The sequence below is a fragment of the Variovorax xiamenensis genome (genome assembly GCF_050916385.1).
Taxonomy (GTDB): Bacteria; Pseudomonadota; Gammaproteobacteria; order Burkholderiales; family Burkholderiaceae_C; genus Variovorax.
Genome location: NZ_CP139038.1, coordinates 5,264,154 through 5,283,810, shown reverse-complemented (window position 1 = coordinate 5,283,810; position 19,657 = coordinate 5,264,154). Strand labels below are relative to the sequence as shown.

17 protein-coding genes are annotated in these 19,657 nt (G+C 67.9%); 2 read left to right on the top strand and 15 right to left on the bottom strand.

What is annotated here, in order from left to right:
- Positions 1 to 83: 83 nt before the first annotated feature.
- The 9 genes from SFB74_RS24090 to SFB74_RS24050 are packed head-to-tail and all read right to left on the bottom strand — an operon-like array spanning position 84 to position 10,217.
- Complete coding sequence (locus SFB74_RS24090; RefSeq protein ID WP_432726836.1) at positions 84 to 980, bottom strand: NAD(P)-dependent oxidoreductase; 897 nt, start codon at positions 978 to 980, stop codon at positions 84 to 86.
- A 9-nt stretch (positions 981 to 989) separates the two neighbouring features.
- On the bottom strand, positions 990 to 2,444 hold the full coding sequence (locus SFB74_RS24085) for an aldehyde dehydrogenase family protein (protein WP_432726835.1): 1,455 nt from the start codon (positions 2,442 to 2,444) through the stop codon (positions 990 to 992).
- 25 nt (positions 2,445 to 2,469) lie between these two features.
- Positions 2,470 to 3,891: an amidase gene (locus tag SFB74_RS24080; RefSeq protein ID WP_432726834.1), complete on the bottom strand. Its 1,422-nt coding sequence runs from the start codon at positions 3,889 to 3,891 to the stop codon at positions 2,470 to 2,472.
- Between the two features lie 4 nt (positions 3,892 to 3,895).
- Positions 3,896 to 5,389 carry an ABC transporter substrate-binding protein gene (locus SFB74_RS24075; RefSeq protein WP_093308066.1) on the bottom strand — a complete coding sequence of 498 codons (1,494 nt, stop codon included), beginning with the start codon at positions 5,387 to 5,389 and terminating at the stop codon, positions 3,896 to 3,898.
- Positions 5,390 to 5,438: 49 nt separating this feature from the next.
- On the bottom strand, positions 5,439 to 6,254 hold the full coding sequence (locus SFB74_RS24070) for an ATP-binding cassette domain-containing protein (RefSeq protein WP_126471593.1): 816 nt from the start codon (positions 6,252 to 6,254) through the stop codon (positions 5,439 to 5,441).
- Positions 6,251 to 7,246, bottom strand: coding sequence for an ABC transporter ATP-binding protein (locus SFB74_RS24065; protein WP_432726832.1), 996 nt, complete (start codon positions 7,244 to 7,246; stop codon positions 6,251 to 6,253). Before SFB74_RS24065 ends, SFB74_RS24070 begins: the two co-directional genes overlap by 4 nt.
- Before the next feature lie 5 nt (positions 7,247 to 7,251).
- Positions 7,252 to 8,148 carry an ABC transporter permease gene (locus SFB74_RS24060; RefSeq protein ID WP_432726831.1) on the bottom strand — a complete coding sequence of 299 codons (897 nt, stop codon included), beginning with the start codon at positions 8,146 to 8,148 and terminating at the stop codon, positions 7,252 to 7,254.
- Complete coding sequence (locus tag SFB74_RS24055; protein WP_369661268.1) at positions 8,145 to 9,095, bottom strand: ABC transporter permease; 951 nt, start codon at positions 9,093 to 9,095, stop codon at positions 8,145 to 8,147. Before SFB74_RS24055 ends, SFB74_RS24060 begins: the two co-directional genes overlap by 4 nt.
- Positions 9,096 to 9,131: 36 nt before the next feature.
- On the bottom strand, positions 9,132 to 10,217 hold the full coding sequence (locus SFB74_RS24050; protein ID WP_432726829.1) for a tartrate dehydrogenase: 1,086 nt from the start codon (positions 10,215 to 10,217) through the stop codon (positions 9,132 to 9,134).
- 352 nt (positions 10,218 to 10,569) lie between these two features.
- Between SFB74_RS24050 and SFB74_RS24045 the strand changes: the two genes are divergently transcribed.
- Both SFB74_RS24045 and SFB74_RS24040 read left to right on the top strand, forming a co-directional pair.
- Positions 10,570 to 11,997: a sensor histidine kinase gene (locus tag SFB74_RS24045; protein ID WP_432726827.1), complete on the top strand. Its 1,428-nt coding sequence runs from the start codon at positions 10,570 to 10,572 to the stop codon at positions 11,995 to 11,997.
- Between the two features lie 31 nt (positions 11,998 to 12,028).
- Positions 12,029 to 12,886 carry an aldo/keto reductase gene (locus SFB74_RS24040; RefSeq protein WP_432726826.1) on the top strand — a complete coding sequence of 286 codons (858 nt, stop codon included), beginning with the start codon at positions 12,029 to 12,031 and terminating at the stop codon, positions 12,884 to 12,886.
- A 115-nt stretch (positions 12,887 to 13,001) separates the two neighbouring features.
- Here SFB74_RS24040 and SFB74_RS24035 read toward each other — a convergent pair whose 3' ends face one another.
- The 6 genes from SFB74_RS24035 to SFB74_RS24010 form a co-directional block, all read right to left on the bottom strand.
- The gene (locus SFB74_RS24035; protein WP_432726824.1) at positions 13,002 to 14,492 is read right to left on the bottom strand and encodes a nucleobase:cation symporter-2 family protein; all 1,491 of its coding nucleotides are present in this window, start codon (positions 14,490 to 14,492) and stop codon (positions 13,002 to 13,004) included.
- A 155-nt stretch (positions 14,493 to 14,647) separates the two neighbouring features.
- On the bottom strand, positions 14,648 to 15,631 hold the full coding sequence (locus SFB74_RS24030; protein WP_432726822.1) for an NAD-dependent epimerase/dehydratase family protein: 984 nt from the start codon (positions 15,629 to 15,631) through the stop codon (positions 14,648 to 14,650).
- A gap of 55 nt (positions 15,632 to 15,686) precedes the next feature.
- A complete protein-coding gene (locus SFB74_RS24025; RefSeq protein WP_432726821.1) occupies positions 15,687 to 17,453 on the bottom strand; it encodes an EAL domain-containing protein in 1,767 nt (588 codons plus the stop codon).
- A gap of 122 nt (positions 17,454 to 17,575) precedes the next feature.
- A complete protein-coding gene (locus tag SFB74_RS24020) occupies positions 17,576 to 18,115 on the bottom strand; it encodes a helix-turn-helix transcriptional regulator (protein WP_432726820.1) in 540 nt (179 codons plus the stop codon).
- Positions 18,116 to 18,135: 20 nt separating this feature from the next.
- Positions 18,136 to 18,894, bottom strand: a complete 759-nt coding sequence (locus SFB74_RS24015) for a GntR family transcriptional regulator (protein WP_432726819.1) — start codon at positions 18,892 to 18,894, stop codon at positions 18,136 to 18,138.
- A 14-nt stretch (positions 18,895 to 18,908) separates the two neighbouring features.
- Complete coding sequence (locus tag SFB74_RS24010) at positions 18,909 to 19,646, bottom strand: aspartate/glutamate racemase family protein (RefSeq protein WP_432726818.1); 738 nt, start codon at positions 19,644 to 19,646, stop codon at positions 18,909 to 18,911.
- Positions 19,647 to 19,657 lie beyond the last annotated feature (11 nt).

The window sequence follows — 19,657 nt, the reverse complement described above, 5'->3', positions numbered from 1 at the left end:
CTCACTGGTGCGCGAGTGCGCGTCCACCTGCGCACGCGCCCCGAACAGCGAGCGGCCCGCACAGAGCAAGTGCGGGCAAGAAATCAGCGCAACGCTTCAACCAGATCGAGCACCATCCGGTCCCCACCGAACTTCTCGACCCCATGAGTCAGCAGCGCATCCACGGCTTGCGCAATGCCATGGCTCGAAGAAGACTGCTCCGCCATGTCGTTGTAGTACCCCAGGTCCTTCTTCGCATTCGCCATCGAGAACTTCAGCGAATCGGTGCTGCCTGTCAGCAGCTTGGGCTTGACGCGTTCCAGTGCCACGCCGTTGCCGCCGCCCTTGGCGAGCACGTCGACGAACACGTCGGGCTTCACGCCGGCACGTTCAGCGCAAGCGGCGGCTTCGCACAGCAGCGCCACGGTGCCCAGCGATACGAAGTTGTGCAGCAGCTTCATCGCGTGGCCTGCGCCGATGCCGCCCACGTGCGTGATGTTCTCGGCGAAGCAGCGCAGCAGCGGCAGGCACGAGGCCAGCACTTGCTCGTCGCCGCCCACCAGCAGGTTCAGCCGGCCTTCGGCGGCTTCCTTCGCGGTGCGGGTCATGGGCGCGTCGATGAACTTGCCGCCCTTGGCGCTCACTGCTTCCGCGACCTTGGCGGTGGAGGCGGGAACGGCCGTCGAGCAGTCGATCACCACGGTGCCGGGGCGCAGCGTGGTCAGCGCACCGCTGTCGCCGAGCATCACGGCCTCGACCTGCGGGGTACCGGTGACGCACAGGATCAGCACGTCGACCTGCGCGGCCAGCGTGGCCACGTCCTTCACCGAGGTGGCGCCGGCCTTCAGCAGGCCGTCGATGGGCTGGTTGCCCGCGTGCTCCAGCACGGTGAGCTGGTGGCCGTGCTTGACGATGTTGCTGGCGATGCCGTGGCCCATGAGGCCGACGCCGACGAGGCCGACCTTGCGCGGCGCTTGCTGCTGTTCAGTGGTGGTTGTCATGTGTTGTCTTCATCCGTGCTTGATGGCGATGGTCTTGAGGGTCGTGAATCCGAGCAGGGCCTCGAAGCCCTTCTCGCGGCCGAAGCCGCTGGATTTCACGCCGCCGAAAGGCAGTTCTACACCACCCGCCGCACCGTAATTGTTGACGAAGACCTGGCCGCAATGCAGCTTGTGCGCCATGCGCAGCTGGCGCGCGCCGTCGCGGGTCCACACGCCGGCCACCAGGCCGAAGTCCGTGCCGTTGGCCAGGCGCACCGCCTCGGCCTCGTCGGCGAAGGGCGTCAGGGCCAGCACCGGGCCGAAGATCTCGCGCTGCGCGATGTCGCTCTCGTGCGGCACGTCGCGGAACAGCACGGCCTCCTGGTAGTAGCCGGTGGACGACGCATTGGGCGACACCGTGCCGCGCGCCGCCACCTTCAGGCCGGCGGCCTCGGCGGTCGCGACCATGTCGCGCACCTGGCGGAACTGCTTTTCGTTGATGAGCGGGCCCATGTCCAGGTCTTCGGCGGGCGTGCCTGCGCGCACGGCGGTGAAGCGCTTGGCAAGCCGCTGCACCACTTCTTCATAAACCGACTGTTCCACCAGCACACGACTGCCCGCCGAGCAGGTCTGGCCAGCGTTCTGGATGATGGCGTTGAGCAGCACCGGTTCGGCCGCGTCGAGGTCGGCATCCGCGAACACGATCTGCGGCGACTTGCCGCCGAGTTCGAGCGTTACCGGGCAATGGCGCTCGGCCGCGGCCAGGCCCACGCTGCGGCCGGTCATGGTCGAGCCGGTGAACGAGATGTGGTCGATGCCTGGGTGCACGCACAGCGCTGCGCCGGCTTCCTTGCCGTAGCCCGTCACCACGTTGAGCGCGCCGGCCGGAAAGCCCACCTCGGTCGCGATCTCGGCCAGGCGCAGCAGCGACAGGCTCGCGTCTTCCGCCGGCTTCACCACGCAGGCGTTGCCCGCGGCGAGCGAGGCGCCCACGCTGCGGCCCGCGATCTGCATCGGGTAGTTCCAGGGAATGATGTGGCCCGTCACGCCGTGCGGCACGCGCACCGTCAGCACGGTGTAGCCGCGCTCGTAGGGCAGGGTGTCGCCGTGCAGCTTGTCGCAGGCGCCAGCGTAGTACTCCATGTAGCGGGCCAGCGCGGTGGCGTCGTTGCGCGCCACGCGCAGCGCCTTGCCGGTGTCGCGTGCCTCGAGCTGGGCCAGCTCCTCGTGGTGCTCCATGACGGCTGCGCCGAGCTTGGCCAGCAGGCGGCCGCGCTGCAGCGCGGTCAGGCCGCCCCAGGGGCCGTCGAAGTTCTCGCCCATGGCCTGGCGCGCGGCGCGCACGGCGGTGTCGACGTCGGCGGCGGTGCCGCGCGCGATCTCGCCGAATTTGCTGCCATCGCTCGGGTCGATCACGTCGATGGTGGCGTTGCCTTCGGACTGCACGTGGCGTCCGTCGATGTAGTGGGCTGCTGCTGCGTTCATGGTGTCTTGTCTCCTGGGGGCCGGGTCAACGGGTCGCGTTGGGTTCCGGCCAGGGTTTCTGCGTTTCGCGGATCTGCTCGAAGGCGCGGCTGAACTGCAGCACGCCCAGGTCGTCGAAGCGACGCCCGGCGATCTGCAGGCCGATGGGCAAGCCTTCGGCCGAGTAGCCGCAGTTGATCGAGGCAGCGGGCTGCTCCGACATGTTGTAGGGCACGGTGAAGCCGATGTGCTCCAGCGGCAGCATCGGATTGTTGGTCGGCGAGGCATGGTCGGCCGGCGCGGGCAGGTTGGGCGACACCGGCGAGATCACGAAGTCGTAGGCCTTGGTCGCGGCGATGGCCGCCGCGCGCGTGGCGATGAATTCGCTGTAGGCCTCGAAGATGTGCGCGCCCGAAAAGCCGGCCGCGCTCTCGGCCCATTCGCGGATGTACGGCAGGATCTTCGCGCGCTTCTCCGGCGTCATCGCCTGGATGTCGATGCACGAGCGCATGCGCCAGAAGTGGTCCATGCCCTTGAGCATCTTCGGCGTCATGAAGGCCGGGATTTCCTCGACGTGCGCGCCGGCAGCCTCGATGCGCTTCGCCGCGCGGCGCACGGCTTCGGCGATCTGCGGGTCCAGCGGCAGGCCGCAGCCCGCGTCCATGTGCAGCGCCACGCGCTTGCCCTTGATGAACGACGGATCGACCTCGAAGGCGTTCCAGTCGATGACGGGCGGCGGCAGTTCGGAATAGTCGCGGTCGTCGGGCTGCGCGACCGAAGCCATCATCAGCGCCGAGTCGGCCACGGTGCGGGTCATCGGGCCGGCGCAGCGGCCCATGTAGGGCGAGCTCAGCGGAATGCGGCCGAAGCTGGGCTTGAGCGTGTAGATGCCACACCAGCTCGCAGGCAGGCGCAGCGAGCCGCCGATGTCGGTGCCCACGTGCAGCGGGCCGTAGCCCGCGGCCGCGGCGGCACCGGCACCCGCGCTGGAACCGCCGGGCGTGCGCGACAGGTCCCACGGATTGCGCGAGAGCTCATGAAAGCTCGACAGCCCCGACGACAGCATGCCCAGGTCGGGCATGGTGGTCTTGGCGACCAGCACTGTGCCGTCTTCCTTCAGGCGCGCGGCGGGCGGCGAGTCGTAGGTCATCGGCACGAGGTCGTAGGCGGCAGTGCCCAGCGGCATCGCATCGCCCTTGGTCGCGAGGTTGTCTTTGATGGTCACGGGCACGCCGTCGAGCGTGCCGAGCGGCTTGCCAGCGAGCCAGCGCGCTTCGGATGCACGCGCCTGTTCCAGCGCCAGTTCGGGGCGGAACAGCCAGGTGGCGTGCAGCTCGGGCTCGTAGGCCGCGATACGCTCGTTCACCGAGCGCGCCACTTCCACCGGCGAGAGTTCCTTGGCGGCATAGGCCGCGTGCAGCTCCTGCACGCCCAGGGAGTACAGGGGCTTCGATGTCGACGTGCTCATCGCATCAGCCCCACGAGATCGCGGCCAGGTCGTTCACCACGATCGGCATGCTCGGCCACAGGCCCTTCACTTCCTTGCGCGCAATGGTCGGGAACACCGCCTGGTACAGGAAGCCGTTGACCGCGTCGGTCGCCAGCATGCGCTGTGCGTCGGCCAGCAGGTCGGCGCGGCGCTTCTTGTTCTCTTCGTTCTGGATGGTGACGAACAGGTCGCGGAACTTCTTCGAGTCGTAGCCCCAGTAGTAGTCGGGCTCGGTGTACTTCACCAGGTCGAACGGCTCCACGTGCGCGACCATGGTCAGGTCGAAGTCGTGCGCACCGCCGAAGGTGCCGCTGAGCCATTGGGCCCATTCCACGTTCTGGATCTTCACGTTGATGCCGATCTGCGCGAGTTGCGCCGCAATCACCTCGCCGCCCTGGCGGGCGTAGGAGGGCGGGGGCAGCTGCAGGCGCAACTCCAGCGGCGTCTTCACGCCGGCCTCGGCCAGCAGCTTCTTCGCCTTCTCCACGTCGAAGGGATTCATCGCGGTGGTGTCGATGAAGCCCGGCGCGCCCAGCGCGTAGTGGCTGCCGATGGGCCTGCCGAAGCCGTCGGCCGCGCCCTGGATGATCGCGTTGCGGTCGATGGCCGCCAGGATCGCGCGGCGCACGCGCACGTCGTCCAGCGGCTTCTTGCGGTTGTTGATCGTCAGGATCACCTTGCCGCGCGTGCCCACCTCGATCACCTGGAAGCGCGCGTTGCCCTTGAACTGGCTCACCGAGCGCGTGCCCGCGCGCGGGAAGATGTCGATGTCGTTCGACAGCAGCGCGGCGGTCTGCGCGGCCGTGTCCGACATGAAGCGGAAGACGAACTTCTCGGTTTTCGCGAGGTTGGGGTCGCGGTAGGTCGGCGACTTCACCAGCGTGCACGAGGCGCCGCGCTGCCATGCGCTCAGCTTGTAGGGGCCGGTGCCCACGGGCGCGGTGGCGTTGGTCTCGGCGCTCTTGGGCTCCACGATGCAGGCGGTCGACTGGCCGAGCATGAAGGGCAGGTCGGGGTTCGACAGCGTGCTGTTGACGCCCACCGTGTGCTCGTCGAGCACGACGGTGCCGATCTCGCTGAAGAAGCGCTTGTCCTTGTTCGTGCTCTTGGCGCCGCCCGCGCGGTCGAACGAGAACTTCACCGTGTTCGCGTTGAAGGGCTGTCCGTTCTCGAAGCGCACGCCCTTGCGCAGCTTGAAGACGAAGGTCTTCATGTCGGGCGAGGACGACCAGCTCTCCGCCAGCATCGGCGTGACCGAGCCGTCGGCATTCACCTTGGTGAGCGTCTCGAAGATGTTGTATTGCGTGATTTCCGCGATGGCCGATGCGGCGCCGCTCGTCGGGTCCAGGCCCGGCGGTTCGAGCGGCATGCCGATCGTCAGCGTGTTCTTGCCGGCCTGAGCACGGGCCTGGGGCAGGAAGACACCCGGGATCGCCGCGGCCATGGCGGAAGTCATGAGTGTGCGTCGCTTCAACATTCGATAGTTCCTGAGGTGAGTGTGGAAAGGAGAGGAAGGCCCGGCCCGGCTAGCGGGAGGGCGTGTGCAGGACGGCGGAAAGCAGGGTGCGCGTGTACTCGTGTTGCGCGTGCTCGAACAGGTCGGCCGGACGGCCACGCTCCACGATGCGCCCCTTGAAGACCACGCAGACTTCGTCGCACAGGTGGTTGACCACCGCGAGGTCGTGGCTGATGAGCAGGTAGCTGATGCCGAATTGCTGCTGCAGGTCCTGCATGAGGTTGAGTACCTGGGCCTGCACCGAGACGTCGAGCGCGCTGACGGGCTCGTCGGCGACGATGAGCTTGGGGCGCGTAATAAGGGCACGCGCGATGGCGATGCGCTGGCGCTGGCCGCCGGAGAACTCGTGCGGGTACTTGTCGAGGTCGGTGGTGCGCAGGCCCACGGCCGCGAGCGTTTCGCTGGCGCGTTCACGTTGTTCGGCACGGCTCGTTGCGGCCAGTGCTTCCAAGGGCTCGGCGACGATGCGCGCGACGGTCTGGCGCGGATCGAGCGAGCCGTAGGGATCCTGGAACACCATCTGGAAGTCGCGCCGCGCCACGCGCAGTTCTTCCTTCGAGAGCGCGTGCAGGTCGCGGCCTTCGAGCGAGACGGTGCCCGAGGTGGGCGTGTCTAGCGCCATCACGAGGCGCGCGATGGTCGATTTGCCCGAACCGGATTCGCCGACGATGCCCATGCTCTGGCCGGCCTGCACTTCGAAGCTCACGCCGTTGAGCGCCTTCACGGTCGGCGGCGGGCCGAACAGCTTCTCGCGCGGAAGCGCGTAGTGGCGATAGAGGTTGTTCACGGCCAGCAGGGGCTGGCGGGCGGTGGCTGACTGGCTCATGCGGCGGCGGCCCTGGCGTTCGATGCGGCGATCTCGCCCAGCCGCAGGCAGCGCACCGTGTGGTTGTTCGGCAGCAGCGTTTCGCGCGGCTTCGTGCTCTGGCACAGGTCGATGGTGTGCGCGCAGCGGCCGGCGAAGGCGCAGCCGCGGGGCATGTCGACCAGCTCCGGCACGCTGCCCCTGATGGTGGGCAACCGGCCGGCGCGCACCGCGCCGAGGGCGGGGCGTGCCGCGAACAGGCCACGGGTGTAGGGATGTGCGCGGCTGGCGAAGACGGCGTCGGTCGGTCCGCTTTCCACCGCGCTGCCGCCGTACATCACGAGCATGCGCTTCACGCTGCTGGCGATCACGCCGAGATCGTGCGAGATCAGGATCAGCGCCATGCCCATTTCCTTGACCAGGCCCTGGATCAGGTCGAGCACCTGCTTCTGGATGGTCACGTCGAGCGCGGTGGTGGGTTCGTCCGCGATCAGCAGGTCGGGACCGCAGGCAAGCGCCATGGCGATGCCGATGCGCTGGCGCTGGCCGCCGGAGAACTGGTGCGGGTACGCATCGAGGCGCGAGGCCGCGTCGGGAATGCCCACGCGGTCGAGCAGGTTCAGCGCTTCCTTGCGGGCCTGTTCCTTGGTCAGGCCGCGATGCAGCCGCAGAGGCTCGCCCACCTGGCGCGCGATGGTGTGCACCGGGTTCAGGGCGGTCATCGGCTCCTGGAAGATCATGCCGATGCGGTTGCCGCGGATCTGGCACATCTGCTTCTCGGGCAGGCCGACGAGCTCCTGCCCGTCGAGCTTGATGCTGCCCGCGACCTTGGCGCTGGAGGGCAGCAGGCCCATCAGCGACATCACGGTGATCGACTTGCCGCAGCCGGATTCGCCGACGATGCCCAGCGTCTCGCCGCGTTCGAGCGAGAACGAGATGCCGCGCACGGCCTGAGCCGGCCCGCGTTGGGTCTGCAGGCCGATCTGGAGGTTGTTGACTTCGAGAAGAGGCATATCGCTTAGCGTGCGCGTGCGAGGCGCGGATCGAGCAGGTCGCGCAGCCCGTCGCCGAGCATGTTCAGGCCGAGCACCGCGAGCGCGATGGCCATGCCGGGGAAGACGGCCAGCAGCGGCTGCTGGAACATGAGGGTCTGCGCTTCGCTCAGCATGCGGCCCCACGAAGGCTGCGGCGGTTGCGTGCCCAGGCCCAGGTAGGAGAGGGCGGCCTCGGCGAGGATGGCGATGGCGAAGCGGATGGTGATCTGTACGATCAGCACGGCCGAGATGTTCGGCAGCACGTGCTGCATGGTGATCGAGAAAGATCCCTTGCCGCAGGCGCGCGCGGCGGCGACGTACTCGCGCGACCAGATCGCATTGGCCGACGCCCGCGTGATGCGCGCGAAGGTCGGGATGTTGTAGATGCCGATGGCCACGATGGCATTCACGATGCCCGCGCCGAAGACGGCGGTCATCATGATGGCCGACAGGATTGCGGGAAAGGCCAGCGTGAAGTCGGACAGCCGCATCACCGCTTCCTCGACCCAGCCGCGCTTGGCGGCCGCGAGCAAGCCCAGGGCGGTGCCGACCACGAGGCCGATGCCGACCGCGATCACACCGACCAGGATGGATGCGCGCGCGCCGACGAGCAGCAGCGAGGCCACGTCACGGCCGAAGGCATCGGTGCCCAGCCAGTGCGAGCCGGAGGGTGCCTGCAGCTTGTTCGCCATGTCCATGCCGTAGGGCGAGTAAGGCGTCCACACGTAGGAGAGCAGAGCCGCCAGCACCAGCAGCGCGGCGAGCACGCCGCCGATGCAGAAGCTGCGATGGCGCAGCGCGCGGTGCCAGAAGCCGGGGGCTTTCAGTGCCGCGCCGGTGGCGGCGGGCAACGCGCCGGAGGTCGGGTTGATGGCGCTCATATGTCGCTGGCCTTGATGCGCGGGTCGATGACGGCGTAGAGCACGTCGACCACGAAGTTCACGATGACCACCATGGCCGCCAGCAGCATCACGCAGTTGCGCACCACGATCAGGTCGCGGTTGCTGATGGCTTGGAAGATCAGCCGGCCCAGGCCGGGAAGATAGAACACGTTCTCCACCACGATCGTGCCGGCCAGCAGCTCGGAGAACTGCATGCCCATGACGGTGATGACCGGGATCATCGCGTTGCGCAGCACATGGGTCCAAAGCACCATGCGCTGCGAAACGCCCTTGGCGCGCGCGGTGCGCACGAAGTCTTCGCGCATCACCTCGAGCACCGCCGAGCGCGTGATGCGCGCGAGGATCGCCGCCTGCACCACCGCCAGAGACAACGCCGGCAGCAGCAGCGACTTGATCCCCGCGAAGATGCCTTCGCCCCAGCCTTCGAAGCCGCCGGCGGAGAACCACTGCAGCTGCACCGAGAACACCAGGATCAGCAGGATGGCGAACCAGAAGTTCGGGATGGCGATGCCGACCTGGGCCATGCCCATCAGGCCGACGTCGCCGAGCTTGTTGTGGCGGGCTGCGGCCGTGACGCCGACCAGCAGTGCGATCACGACAGTCAGTGCCATGGCCAGCACGGCCAGCGGCACGGTGAGCGCGAGGCGTTCGAGGATCAGGTCGAGCACCGGGGAGCTGTAGGCGTAGCTGTCGCCGAGGTTGCCGGTGAGCAGGCCGCCGATCCAGTGCCAGTAACGGGTCCAGGCGGGCTGGTCGAGGCCGAGCTTGGTGGCCAGGGCGGCGACCGCCTCGGGGGAGGCGTCGGGGCCCATGAGCATCTGCGCGGCGTTGCCGGGCAGGATCTCCAGCACGAGGAAGACGATGACCGAGGCGCCGATCAGGGTGCCGATCAGCGTCAGCGTGCGCTTCAGCAGGAACAGGCCCATCTCAGCCTCTCAGGTCGCTACAGGGGAGGCAGGGCGTCATGCTGCCGAGATGCATTCGGCGATCGCACGGCCCACGTCCACCGTGTTGGCCGTGCCGCCCATGTCGCGGGTGCGCGGGCCTTCGCTCAGCACGGTTTCGATGGCCGAGAGCACGGCGGCCGAGGCTTGCGCGTAGACCGGATCGTCGCCGCCGAGGTGGTCCAGCATCAGCGCGGCGGACCAGATCTGGCCGATGGGGTTGGCGATGCCCTTGCCCGCGATGTCGGGCGCCGAGCCGTGCACCGGCTCGAACAGCGACGGGAACTTGCGCTCGGGGTTGAGGTTGGCGCTGGGCGCGATGCCGATGGTGCCGGTGCAGGCCGGGCCCAGGTCGGACAGGATGTCGCCGAACAGGTTGGAGGCCACGACCACGTCGAACCAGTCGGGGTGCTGCACGAAGTGCGCGCACAGGATGTCGATGTGGAACTTGTTCGTCGCCACGTCGGGGTAGCGCGTGGCGATCTCGGCCAGGCGCTCGTCCCAGTAGGGCATGGTGATCGAGATGCCGTTCGACTTGGTGGCGGCCGTCAGGCTCTTGCGCTTGCGGCGGTTGGCGAGCTGGAACGCGTAGTCGATGATGCGGTCCACGCCGGTGCGGGTGAACACGGCCTCCTGGATCGCCATCTCGCGCGGCGTGCCTTCGAACAGGCGGCCGCCCACGGAGGTGTACTCGCCCTCGGTGTTCTCGCGCACTACCAGGAAGTCGATGTCGCCGGGCTTGCGGTGCGCCAGCGGGCCGGGCACGCCGGGCATGAGGCGCACAGGGCGCAGGTTCACGTACTGGTCGAAGTCGCGGCGGATCTTGATGAGCAGGCCCCACACGGCGATGTGGTCGGGCACCTTGTCGGGCGCGCCCACCGCACCGAAGTAGATCGCGTCGTGGCCCTGGATCTTGTCGGCCCAGTCGGCCGGCATCATCAGGCCGGTGCGCACGTAGTGGTCGGAGCCCCAGTCGAAGTGGTCGTAGGAGAAGCCGATGCCGAAGCGGCGACCGACCGCGTCGAGAACGCGCAGCCCTTCGGGCATGACCTCGACGCCGATGCCGTCTCCGGGAATGACTGCAATCCTGTGCTTTTTCTGCATTGGCTCAACCTGTTCAAAGTTCGTTTCGTTCGGGGGGACTCCGGCGCTCGTGACGCAGGGCTTTCGAAAAAATTCTAGAAGCGAGAACCGGGCCCGCGCAGGGGGTTGGCACCCAGTTCGTCTTGACAAAATAAGAAGGCGGTGCAGGCGGTCTTCACTCGGAGATGAACCGATTTCTTGTCACGGAACTGACTTTGAATTCGAAAAATTAGAAGGCTCAGGGGTTCGCCAGCAAGCACGAAAAGGCCCTTGAACCTCTTTCATGAAGGCTTTCTGAAGCACGCCGCAAGGGCGTGCCGGATACTCCGCGCGCTCGCGATGCGCTCCGCAGAGACCGCTCGCCAGGAGACCCATGAATTTCTTGTCCGTTGCCGCGAAGGCGCTCGCAGGGCGCATCAGACGGTGGCTCCAGCCCTCGCTGGTGCGGCGCCTGCTGTTGGCGCAGGTCGCGGTGGCCGGGCTGTTGTGGAGCGCCACGCTGGCGTTCTTCCTGTACGACTCCAACCGCCTGCCGGACCTGGTGCGCTACGACAAGGTCTTCGAAAGCATCATCTCCTGCGCGCAGAACCTCGCCTCCGATCCCGACCGGCAGCAGCAGACGCTCAAGGCCTTCGACATGGCGCTGCTGGAAACCTCGGGCGACTTCACCTCCGACCAGGACAAGGCGCCCGTGATGCAGGTGTGGCAGCAGGGCAGGCTGATCTACAACTCTTCGGCGACGGCGCCGGTCATGCACACCGCGATGCCGGGGCGGCTGGAGAACGTGCGTGCCGGCGATCGGGTGTGGCGCGCTCGCTCGATGAACTCACCGCTGCTGGACACGCGCGTGCTGCTGGCCGAGCCCGACGTGCTGCGCCTGAACTTCACCATCGAGCATCGCAGCTACTACCTGCTGCCGCTGGCCATCAGCCTGCCGTTCATCGTCTTCCCGGCGTGGCTCTCGGTGATGCTCGCGCTGCGGCCGTGGCGGCAAGTGACGAAGGAGACCGCCGAGCGCGGCCCGGCCGATCTTTCGCCGCTGACCTTCGAGCCGCCGCACAAGGAGCTGCAGCCTTTGGTGAACGGCATCAATAGCCTGCTGCGCAGCGTGCGCGACCGGGCATCGCGCGAGCGCGGCCTGATTGCCGACGCGGCGAACGAGTTGCGCACCCCGCTCGACGCGATGCGCGTGAACGTCGAAGCCCTGAAGGCCCAGACCGAAGACGCCGGACAGCGCGAGCTCATGGCCAACCTGCTGCGAAGCAACGATCGCGCCGCGCGGCTGGTGGGGCAGCTGCAGCAGCTGATGCGAAGCGACGAGATGCCGCAGGACGCCTTGCCCGCGACGCTGGATTTCGATGCGCTGGTGCGCGACCGCATTCCGCTCGTCGAGGCGCTCGGGCGGGCGCGCGGCATCGCGCTGGATTTCGCCACTGAAGGCGCCGAACCGGTGCCGGTGCACGGCGAGCGAGAGAGCCTGATCTCGATGGTGAGCAACCTCGTGGAGAACGCCATCAAGTACAGCCCCGATGGCGGCACTGTCACGGTGCGTGTCTGGCGCGAGCCGTCGGACGCGGTGCTGCGCGTGACGGACCAGGGGCCGGGCATTCCGCCCGCGCTGCGCGAGCGCGTCTTCGACCGCTTCTTCCGCAATCCGGACCAGACGCAGTCGGGCAGCGGGCTCGGGCTGGCCATCGTCAGGTCGGTGCTGGAGAAGCATGGCGGACGCATCGCGTTGTCCGACGGCGAGGGTGGGCGCGGCCTGTGCGCCACCGTGTGGCTGCCGCTGTCGGCGGGCTGACACGCGGACGCATCCCACTTACCATGGCCCGATGCGAACACTCCAACTTCCTTCCGGCGGCGAGATGCCGGTGCTGGGCCTCGGCACCTGGCGCATGGGCGAGAACGCGAGCCATCGCGCGGCCGAGGTCAAGGCGGTGCGCGAGGCCATCGGGCTCGGCTATCGCCTCATCGACACCGCCGAGATGTACGGCGAGGGCGGCGCCGAGACCGTGCTGGGACAGGCCGTCGCCGAGGCCCTGCGCGCGGGCGACGTGCGACGCGAGGAGCTCTTCATCGTCAGCAAGGTCTATCCGCACAACGCCAGCCGGCGCGGCACGCGCGAGGCCTGCGAGCGCAGCCTGAAACGGCTCGGGCTCGACGCCATCGATCTCTATCTGCTGCACTGGCGCGGCAACCACCCGCTGCGCGAGACCGTGGCGGCGATGCATTCGCTGGTGGCGGATGGTCGCATCGGCCACTGGGGCGTCAGCAACTTCGACACCGACGACATGGAAGAACTGGTGCAGGCGACGGGCGACGGACCGGTTTGCGCGGCCAACCAGGTGTACCTGTCGCTCGGCGAGCGCGGCCCCGAGTTCAGCCTGCTGCCGTGGCAGCGGGAGCGCGGCATGCCCTTGATGGCCTACAGCCCGATCGACCAGGGCGCGCTTGCCGGAGACGACGGGTTGGCCGATCTGGCCGCCCGGCTGGGAGTAACCGCCGCGCAGCTTGCGCTGGCCGCGGTGATCGCACGCCCTGGCGTGGCTGCGATTCCGAAGGCGGTGCGCAGCGCGCACCTGAAGGAGAACTTTGCCGCCGCTGCGCTGAAGCTCGATGCGGCGACCCTGGCCGAACTGGATCGCCTGCATCCGCCGCCGAAGCGCAAAACGCCGTTGGCGATGATCTGAAGATCGGATTTTTTCGTGGAACACCGCGGAACCGGCTTTGCCGGGCCGCAGGTGTTGCCCCCGGAAGGGGGTGGACAAGCGACACGAAGTGCGCGAAGCCTGGGGGAGAACTTGTTCAGTGCGCGTCGGCGTGCTTCGCAGCCGCGATGACTGCGCTCTCGTCGTGCTTCGCGCCGTTGAGGAACAGGTTCAGCAGCACCGCAGCGATCGAGGCCAGCAGGATGCCCGACTCGATCAGCGAGTGGATGGCGTGCGGCATCCATTGCTTGAAGTTGGGGGCGATCAGCGGAATCATGCCGATGCCGAGAGAGACCGCGACGATCATCGCGTTGTGGCGGTTGTTCCTGAAATCCACGCCCGAGAGGATGCGGATGCCGGTGGCGGCCACCATGCCGAACATCACGAGGCCCGCACCGCCGAGCACCACCGTGGGCAGCGACTCGACCAGCGCCGCCATCTTCGGCAGCAGGCCCAGCACGATCAGGATGATGCCGCCGGCCACGCACACGTACCGGCTCTTGATGCCGGTGACGGCCACGAGGCCCACGTTCTGCGAGAAGCTGGTGTAGGGGAAGGTGTTGAAGATGCCGCCGATCAGCGTGCCCAGGCCGTCGGTGCGCAGGCCGCGCGCCAGGTCCTTCTGGCTGATCTTGCGCTCGGTCATTTCGCCCAGCGCGAGGAACATGCCGGTCGATTCGATCATCACGACGATCATGATGAGCGTCATGGTGAGGATCAGGATCGGGTCGAACTGCGGCATGCCGAAGTGGAAGGGCAGCACGATATCGACCCACGCGGCCTTGCCCACCTTCTCGTAGGTCATGAGGCCGGTGAGCGAGGCCACGACTGCACCGATCACGATGCCCAGCAGCACCGAGATGTTGGCGACGAAGCCCTTGGCGTACTTCACGATCAGCAGGATCGACACCAGCACCAGCGCGGCCACGCCGAAGCCCGAGAGATCCGCGTACTTGGGATTGGGCACCGTCGGCATGATCGCGAAACCCTTGGGCACGGCGGGAATGGAGCTGCCGGGCGATGTCACTTCGGCGAGCCACTTCGCATAGACCGGGTCGACGAGCGCGGGGGCGGTCGGGCCCACGGGGTTGCCGAAGATCCAGTTGATGCCCACGCGCATCAGGCTGATGCCGATGACCGCGATGATGGTGCCGGTGACCACCGGCGGGAAGAAGCGCAGCATGCGGCTGACAAGCGGCGCGATGAGTATCGACACCACGCCCGCGCCGATGATCGCGCCGAAGAGAAGCTGCGCGCCGCTCTGGCCGGGGTTGGCGTTGGCAATGGCCACCATCGGCGCGACGGAGGCGAAGGTCACGCCCATCATCACCGGCAGCTTGATGCCGAAGAACTGCGTGGCGCCCAGCGCCTGGATCAGCGTGGCGATGCCGCAGCAGAACAGGTCGGCCGAGATCAGCAGGGCGACCTCGTCGGGGCTGAGCTTGAGCGCGCGCCCGACGATCAGCGGCACCGCGACGGCGCCCGCATACATCACCAGCACGTGCTGCAGGCCGAGGGCCGCGAGCTTGCCCGTGGGCAGCCGCTGGTCCACGGGATGGACTGTTGAGAGGGAGCTTTCGGCCGTCATCGTGTGTCTCCTGCTGCGGCGAGAGAAAGAAGGCGCGCGACGCGGCTCGGCATGCGCACACCTGTTTGTGTACGCCAAACTGTATACAACTTATGCAACAATCCAGACTCAGGAAAACCCGTATCCGGGGCGGGGCCTTGCTCCGCCCTTTTTTGCTATGCGACGGGGTACGGGCCTTCGTCGAAAACCTCGGCGTGATAGCCCTTGCTGCCCACGTCGCGCGCAAGCTGGCTGCGGAAATCGCGGCCTTCGCGCAGGCAGCGCAGCACATGAGCGAAGTCATGGCGCGGCTGCCATCCGAGATCGCGCCGCGCCAGTTCGTTCACGTAGACGCGATCGAGCTGCGCGGGCAGCGTCCAACCCTGCCTTGCATAGAGCGCATCCGCCTCGGGGAATAGGCGGCGCAGCACAGCGGTCGCGTTCTCGCGCAGCATCGGCAGGTCGTCTTTCGTGAAGGGCGTGGTGGCTGAGACGATGTAGCGGCCGAAGCCGATGCGCGGCGCGCGCCGGGCCGCGAGAAGATGCGCTTCCACCACGTCCTCGATGTCGGCGCGGCGATGCAGCAGCTCGTTGGCCTGCGCGTTGTCCAGCGAGTGGAGGCTGCGCGCGGTCGCGTCGTCGTCTTCCTCCGGAAAGAAACGCGATGTCTTCAGCACCACGACGGGCAGGCGCTGCCTGCGGTGGAACAGCTCGCACAGGCTCTCGGCCGATGTCTTGGTCACGCCGTAGATGTTCTTCGGCACGGGCGTCACGTCCTCGGTGATCCATGCGGCCGGCATGCCTTCGGCGGGCGTGAGCGCGGAGCCGAAGGTGCTGGTCGTGCTCGTGAACACGAAGGATTCGACGCCCGCGGCCACCGCTTCCTCGAGCAGCGCCAGCGTGCCCGTGATGTTGGTGTCGACGAACTCCTGCAGGCTGTGCGTCGCCACGTGCGGCTTGTGCAGCGTGGCCGCGTGGATGACGGTGCGCACGCCCTTCATGCAGTCGCGCACGAAGGCTCGGTCGGCGATGGAGCCGGTGCGGTCGGTGAATTCGGAGGAGGCGATGTCGATGCCGCGTGCGTCCTGCGAGGTCGAGCGCAGTGTGCGCATCAGGGCCTCGCCGAGGTGCCCGGCGCTGCCGGTGATCAGGATGGTCATGGCCGCAAGACTAGCTTCGGCCGCATGGACCGTCCACGCATAAGTTATGCGCGCGTCAGGCGCGCGGCCGCGCTTCCCGCACCGTGAGCCCGGAGGCCGCCTGCTTGGCGTCGTGCTTCGCGATGGCGGCCTCGCTGGCCACGTCTTCCGCGTGCCTGAACATGCCGGGCGGAATTCGCACCGCGCCTATCGCCAGCGTGGCGAAGGGCGTGAACCGGACGACACCGTGCCGATCCTCGCCTTCGATGCCGCCGGAGTGCCGGTCGGCCTCGTCGTACAGGCCGGGCGCCTGCCGGTTGAACTCGTCGATCAGCCCGGCGCAGCGCCGGTGCCAGTCGGGGCTCTGGAACAGCATGAGGAAGTCGTCGCCGCCGATATGGCCGACGAAGTCGCGGTGGGCATCGGCGTGCTGCGTCGCCAGCCGCGCGAGCAGCAGGATCATCTCGTCGCCGCGCCAGTAGCCGTAGTGGTCGTTGAACACCTTGAAGCTGTTCAGGTCCGCATAGCAGGCGGCGAAATTGGCGCCGCTGTCGAGCAGCCGCGCGATGTGGATGTTGATGGGGATGTTGCCCGGCAGCGAGGTCAGCGGGTTGGCGTGCCGCGCCGCCTCGATGCGCGCCTCGGTGACGGCGCGCACGAGCTGGTCGCCAGTGCCAAGGCCCGCATATCGCTTCTTCTCGGTCACGATGAAGCCTTCGCTCAGATAGCGCTGGTCTTCCGACATCAGGATGCCGAGCAGGCTCTCGACGTTCTCCTCACGCTCCACGATGAGGGGCGTGTTGCTGCCGTAGACCAGGCAGGGACGTCGGCCGTGCACTTCGCGGAAATACAGCCGCGCGTAGTCGTTCATGAACGACTGCCGGTTGATCAGCGCGACGGGCGTTCCGCCGTCGACCACGGCCAGCGCATGCAACTGCGGGTGCTTCTGAAAGACCGCGGCCACCTCGTCGACCGGTGTCTGCGGGTTCAGCGCCGGCGCCTGGATGACCGAGAGGCTGCGCAGCACATTGGGCTGCGATGTTTGCGGCGCATGCGGCATCACCGCGATGCGGGTGTCCCTGATGGAGGCGGCCACGGGCTCGGGCAGGGCCGGCAGCAGTTCCGGCGCCGGCAGGCCGAACAGGAAACCCTGGCCCTGGGCGATGCCGAGGTCGCGCAGCACCCGCAGGTCCTTGGTGTTTTCCACGCCCTCGGCGATGAGTTCGCTGCCCATCGCGTTGCCGAGCCCGACGATGGCGCGGACCAGCGCCACGCTCTGCGGGCAGTCTGCGATGCCCTGGGTCAGCAGCTTGTCGATCTTGACGTAGTCGGGCTGGAGGTCTTTCCAGCGCCGCAGATTGGAATGGCCCTCGCCGAAGTCGTCGAGCGCGATGTACGCGCCCAGTGCGTGAAGTGCCTTGACGGCCCTTCGCAGCGCCTCTTCATCGCCCGCGGCGCTCTGCTCGGTGAGCTCCACCGTCAGGTCGCGCACCGCGATGCTGTGGCTCGCCAGCATGCGCTCGAGCCAGCACGGGCCGTCCGATGCATCCATGGCCTCGATCAGGGTGTCGGCGCTCATGTTCACGAAGAGGCGCCCCGGCCTGGTCAGCCGGCCCCAGTGGGCGAAGACGGATTCGACGCAATGCAGCTCGAAGCCGGTCAGCCTCGACTCGGCGGCCGCCTGCGCAAGCAGTGCTTCGGGGTTGGGGAGTGCATTGCCTGCGCCGCCGCGGATCAGGGCCTCGTGACCGAAGATCGTTCCCTGGCGCAGATCCACGATGGGCTGGAAGAACGGGGCGATCGCAGGATGCGGTTTGGCGCGGGGCAGGGGGTGCCGGGGCATGCTGTGGTGATTGTTCGTCGGCGGCCCTCGCGCGGAAGAAAAAACTAGCGAGTAGCCCTTTTGAACTACAGCATGCCCCACTTATGTGACAGCAGCACCTGCCGGCCCTGCCGGCAATGTGGTCAGGCGATGGTGGTGACGATGCGCCCCGCGCGTCCGTCGGACAGCACGATGCGCTCCCACAGCACGCGGCCGGACACGATCGGGACGATCCGGTCGGTATTCGGCCCGGTGGCGACCTCGAGCGACGCCAGCTCGCCCGCGTGCCAGCCCAGTGCTTCGAGAGTGGCCTCGGCTTCCAGGATCTCCCTGGAGGCGTAGCCGATCAGCGAACGGCCCATGAACTCGCTGGCGTCGGCGCGCCATTCGGCCTGGCGCGAGGGCGAGGCCGCCAGCAGCCGGTGCGTGCGGTCGCAGACCAGGTGCACCTTGCGCGTGGACGATTCGACCAGCCGCTTCAGCGCGGCATCCTGAGCCGGGTCGCATGCCGCCGCGAGCAGCCGGTGCGCCATGGCCTGCTGCGAAGGGGAGAGCGCGAGTTGCCCGCGTTCCCAGCGCGACACGGTCGCCTGGTTCACGCCCATCAGCTGCGCGAAGTGCGTCTGCTTGATGCCGCGCAGCAGCCGCATCTGGCGCAGCGCGAGGCCGAGGTTCTTGCGCATGGCCGCCTGCTCCTTCGCTGTCAGGCCAGCAGGGCCTTGACCAGGTCGAGCTGCCGGTCGGGCTTGTCGGTGCCGAGCTCGAGGCTGGCCTCGATGCGCTCCAGGTGCTCGATCATGCTCGTCACGGCGGCTTCCACGTCGCCCTTGCGGCACAGGCGCAGGAACTCGGCGTGCTCGTCCGACGAGCAGTGCGGGTCGTTCGACGAGTGGTACAGCATGGCGATTAGCGAGCTTCGCGCCACCAGTTCGCGCACCAGCTCGGCCAGCGTGCGGTTGCCGGTGGCCTCGGCCAGCGCCACGTGGAAGTCGCCCAGCAGCTTCTCGCGCACGGTGCCCGTGGTGGTGGTCTGGCGCAGCGCGGTGCGCTCGAACTTGATGTGCTGCTCCAGCACCTGGTAGTCGCGCGCCCGGGCGCCGGCGATGAAGAGCCGCACCACTTCGCTCTCGAGGATGCGGCGCACCGCGAAGACCTCGCGGGCTTCTTCCACCGAGGGCTGGCTCACGAAGGCGCCCTTGTCGGGAATCATCTCGATGAGCTTGTCCTTCGACAGCATCAGCAGCGCAGCGCGCACCTTGGTGCGGCTCACCGAGTACACCCGGCCCAGCGCCTCTTCGCGCAGCCAGGTGCCGGGCGGCAGGCGCTTCTCGACGATCGCGGTGGCGATGTCGTTGGCGATGCTCTCGATGGAACTGTTCTTGTCGGTCGCGGCTGCGCCGTTCTCGTCCGGAACGACGGCAGCAGCAGGGGAAACGGAAGGTTTGGAACTGGCGCGGGGCATTCGCGGATTGTGGCCTACCGCGCGAGGGTGAATCCCTCGAGCGCACCAATGATGGGCTTGGGCAGGGGCTTTGCGAGCTCTCCGCGCTTGCTTGTGCGCAGCTTCAGCGTCACCAGCGACTCGATGAGCTTGGTGCCGGCGGCCACGCCGTCGATCACCGGCACGCCCAGCACGCCCTCGATGTGCTCGCACAGGTCGGTCATGCCGGCGCAGCCGAGCACGATGCAGTCGGTGCCGTCTTCCTCCAGCGCGCGGCGGCATTCTTCGACGATGCGCTCGCGGGCCCGCGAGCCGGGCTCCTCAAGTTCGAGCACCGGCAGCTCGCAGGCGCGCACGTTGGCGCAGAAGCGCTCCATGCCGTAGATCTCGGCCAGGTGCCAGGCCTGCCCGATGGTGCGGCCCAGCGTGGTTACCACGCTGAAGCGGCTGCCGATCATGCTGGCCAGGTGCATCGCCGCCTCGGCGATGCCCACCACGGGGCCGCGTGCGAGTTCGCGCGCGGCCTTCAGGCCCGGGTCGCCGAAGCAGGCGATCACGTAGCCGTCGATGCCCTCGCGCTCGCCCGCCGCGATCTCCTGCAGCAGGCCCGGAACGGCGAGGGCCTCGTCGTAATGGCTCTCGATGGAGACCGGCCCCATGGCCGGGCTCACGGCGACGATTTCGGTGCCGGCGTGCGCCACCGCTCGGGCGCAGGCACCGATCTTCTCGGTCATGCTCCAGGTGGTGTTGGGATTGATGATCTTGATGCGCACGGCGCGGTCCC

What these genes read in the sequence shown, in the direction of transcription:
- SFB74_RS24070 (WP_126471593.1), bottom strand. Translation starts at nt 6,254, where the DNA reads ATGAGCCAGTCAGCCACCGCCCGCCAGCCCCTGCTGGCCGTGAACAAC.
- SFB74_RS24015 (WP_432726819.1), bottom strand. Translation starts at nt 18,894, where the DNA reads ATGCCCCGCGCCAGTTCCAAACCTTCCGTTTCCCCTGCTGCTGCCGTC.
- SFB74_RS24060 (WP_432726831.1), bottom strand. Translation starts at nt 8,148, where the DNA reads ATGAGCGCCATCAACCCGACCTCCGGCGCGTTGCCCGCCGCCACCGGC.
- SFB74_RS24055 (WP_369661268.1), bottom strand. Translation starts at nt 9,095, where the DNA reads ATGGGCCTGTTCCTGCTGAAGCGCACGCTGACGCTGATCGGCACCCTG.
- SFB74_RS24080 (WP_432726834.1), bottom strand. Translation starts at nt 3,891, where the DNA reads ATGAGCACGTCGACATCGAAGCCCCTGTACTCCCTGGGCGTGCAGGAG.
- SFB74_RS24065 (WP_432726832.1), bottom strand. Translation starts at nt 7,246, where the DNA reads ATGCCTCTTCTCGAAGTCAACAACCTCCAGATCGGCCTGCAGACCCAA.
- SFB74_RS24030 (WP_432726822.1), bottom strand. Translation starts at nt 15,631, where the DNA reads ATGACCATCCTGATCACCGGCAGCGCCGGGCACCTCGGCGAGGCCCTG.
- SFB74_RS24090 (WP_432726836.1), bottom strand. Translation starts at nt 980, where the DNA reads ATGACAACCACCACTGAACAGCAGCAAGCGCCGCGCAAGGTCGGCCTC.
- SFB74_RS24040 (WP_432726826.1), top strand. Translation starts at nt 12,029, where the DNA reads ATGCGAACACTCCAACTTCCTTCCGGCGGCGAGATGCCGGTGCTGGGC.
- SFB74_RS24085 (WP_432726835.1), bottom strand. Translation starts at nt 2,444, where the DNA reads ATGAACGCAGCAGCAGCCCACTACATCGACGGACGCCACGTGCAGTCC.
- SFB74_RS24035 (WP_432726824.1), bottom strand. Translation starts at nt 14,492, where the DNA reads ATGACGGCCGAAAGCTCCCTCTCAACAGTCCATCCCGTGGACCAGCGG.
- SFB74_RS24075 (WP_093308066.1), bottom strand. Translation starts at nt 5,389, where the DNA reads ATGTTGAAGCGACGCACACTCATGACTTCCGCCATGGCCGCGGCGATC.
- SFB74_RS24050 (WP_432726829.1), bottom strand. Translation starts at nt 10,217, where the DNA reads ATGCAGAAAAAGCACAGGATTGCAGTCATTCCCGGAGACGGCATCGGC.
- SFB74_RS24020 (WP_432726820.1), bottom strand. Translation starts at nt 18,115, where the DNA reads ATGCGCAAGAACCTCGGCCTCGCGCTGCGCCAGATGCGGCTGCTGCGC.
- SFB74_RS24045 (WP_432726827.1), top strand. Translation starts at nt 10,570, where the DNA reads ATGAATTTCTTGTCCGTTGCCGCGAAGGCGCTCGCAGGGCGCATCAGA.
- SFB74_RS24025 (WP_432726821.1), bottom strand. Translation starts at nt 17,453, where the DNA reads ATGCCCCGGCACCCCCTGCCCCGCGCCAAACCGCATCCTGCGATCGCC.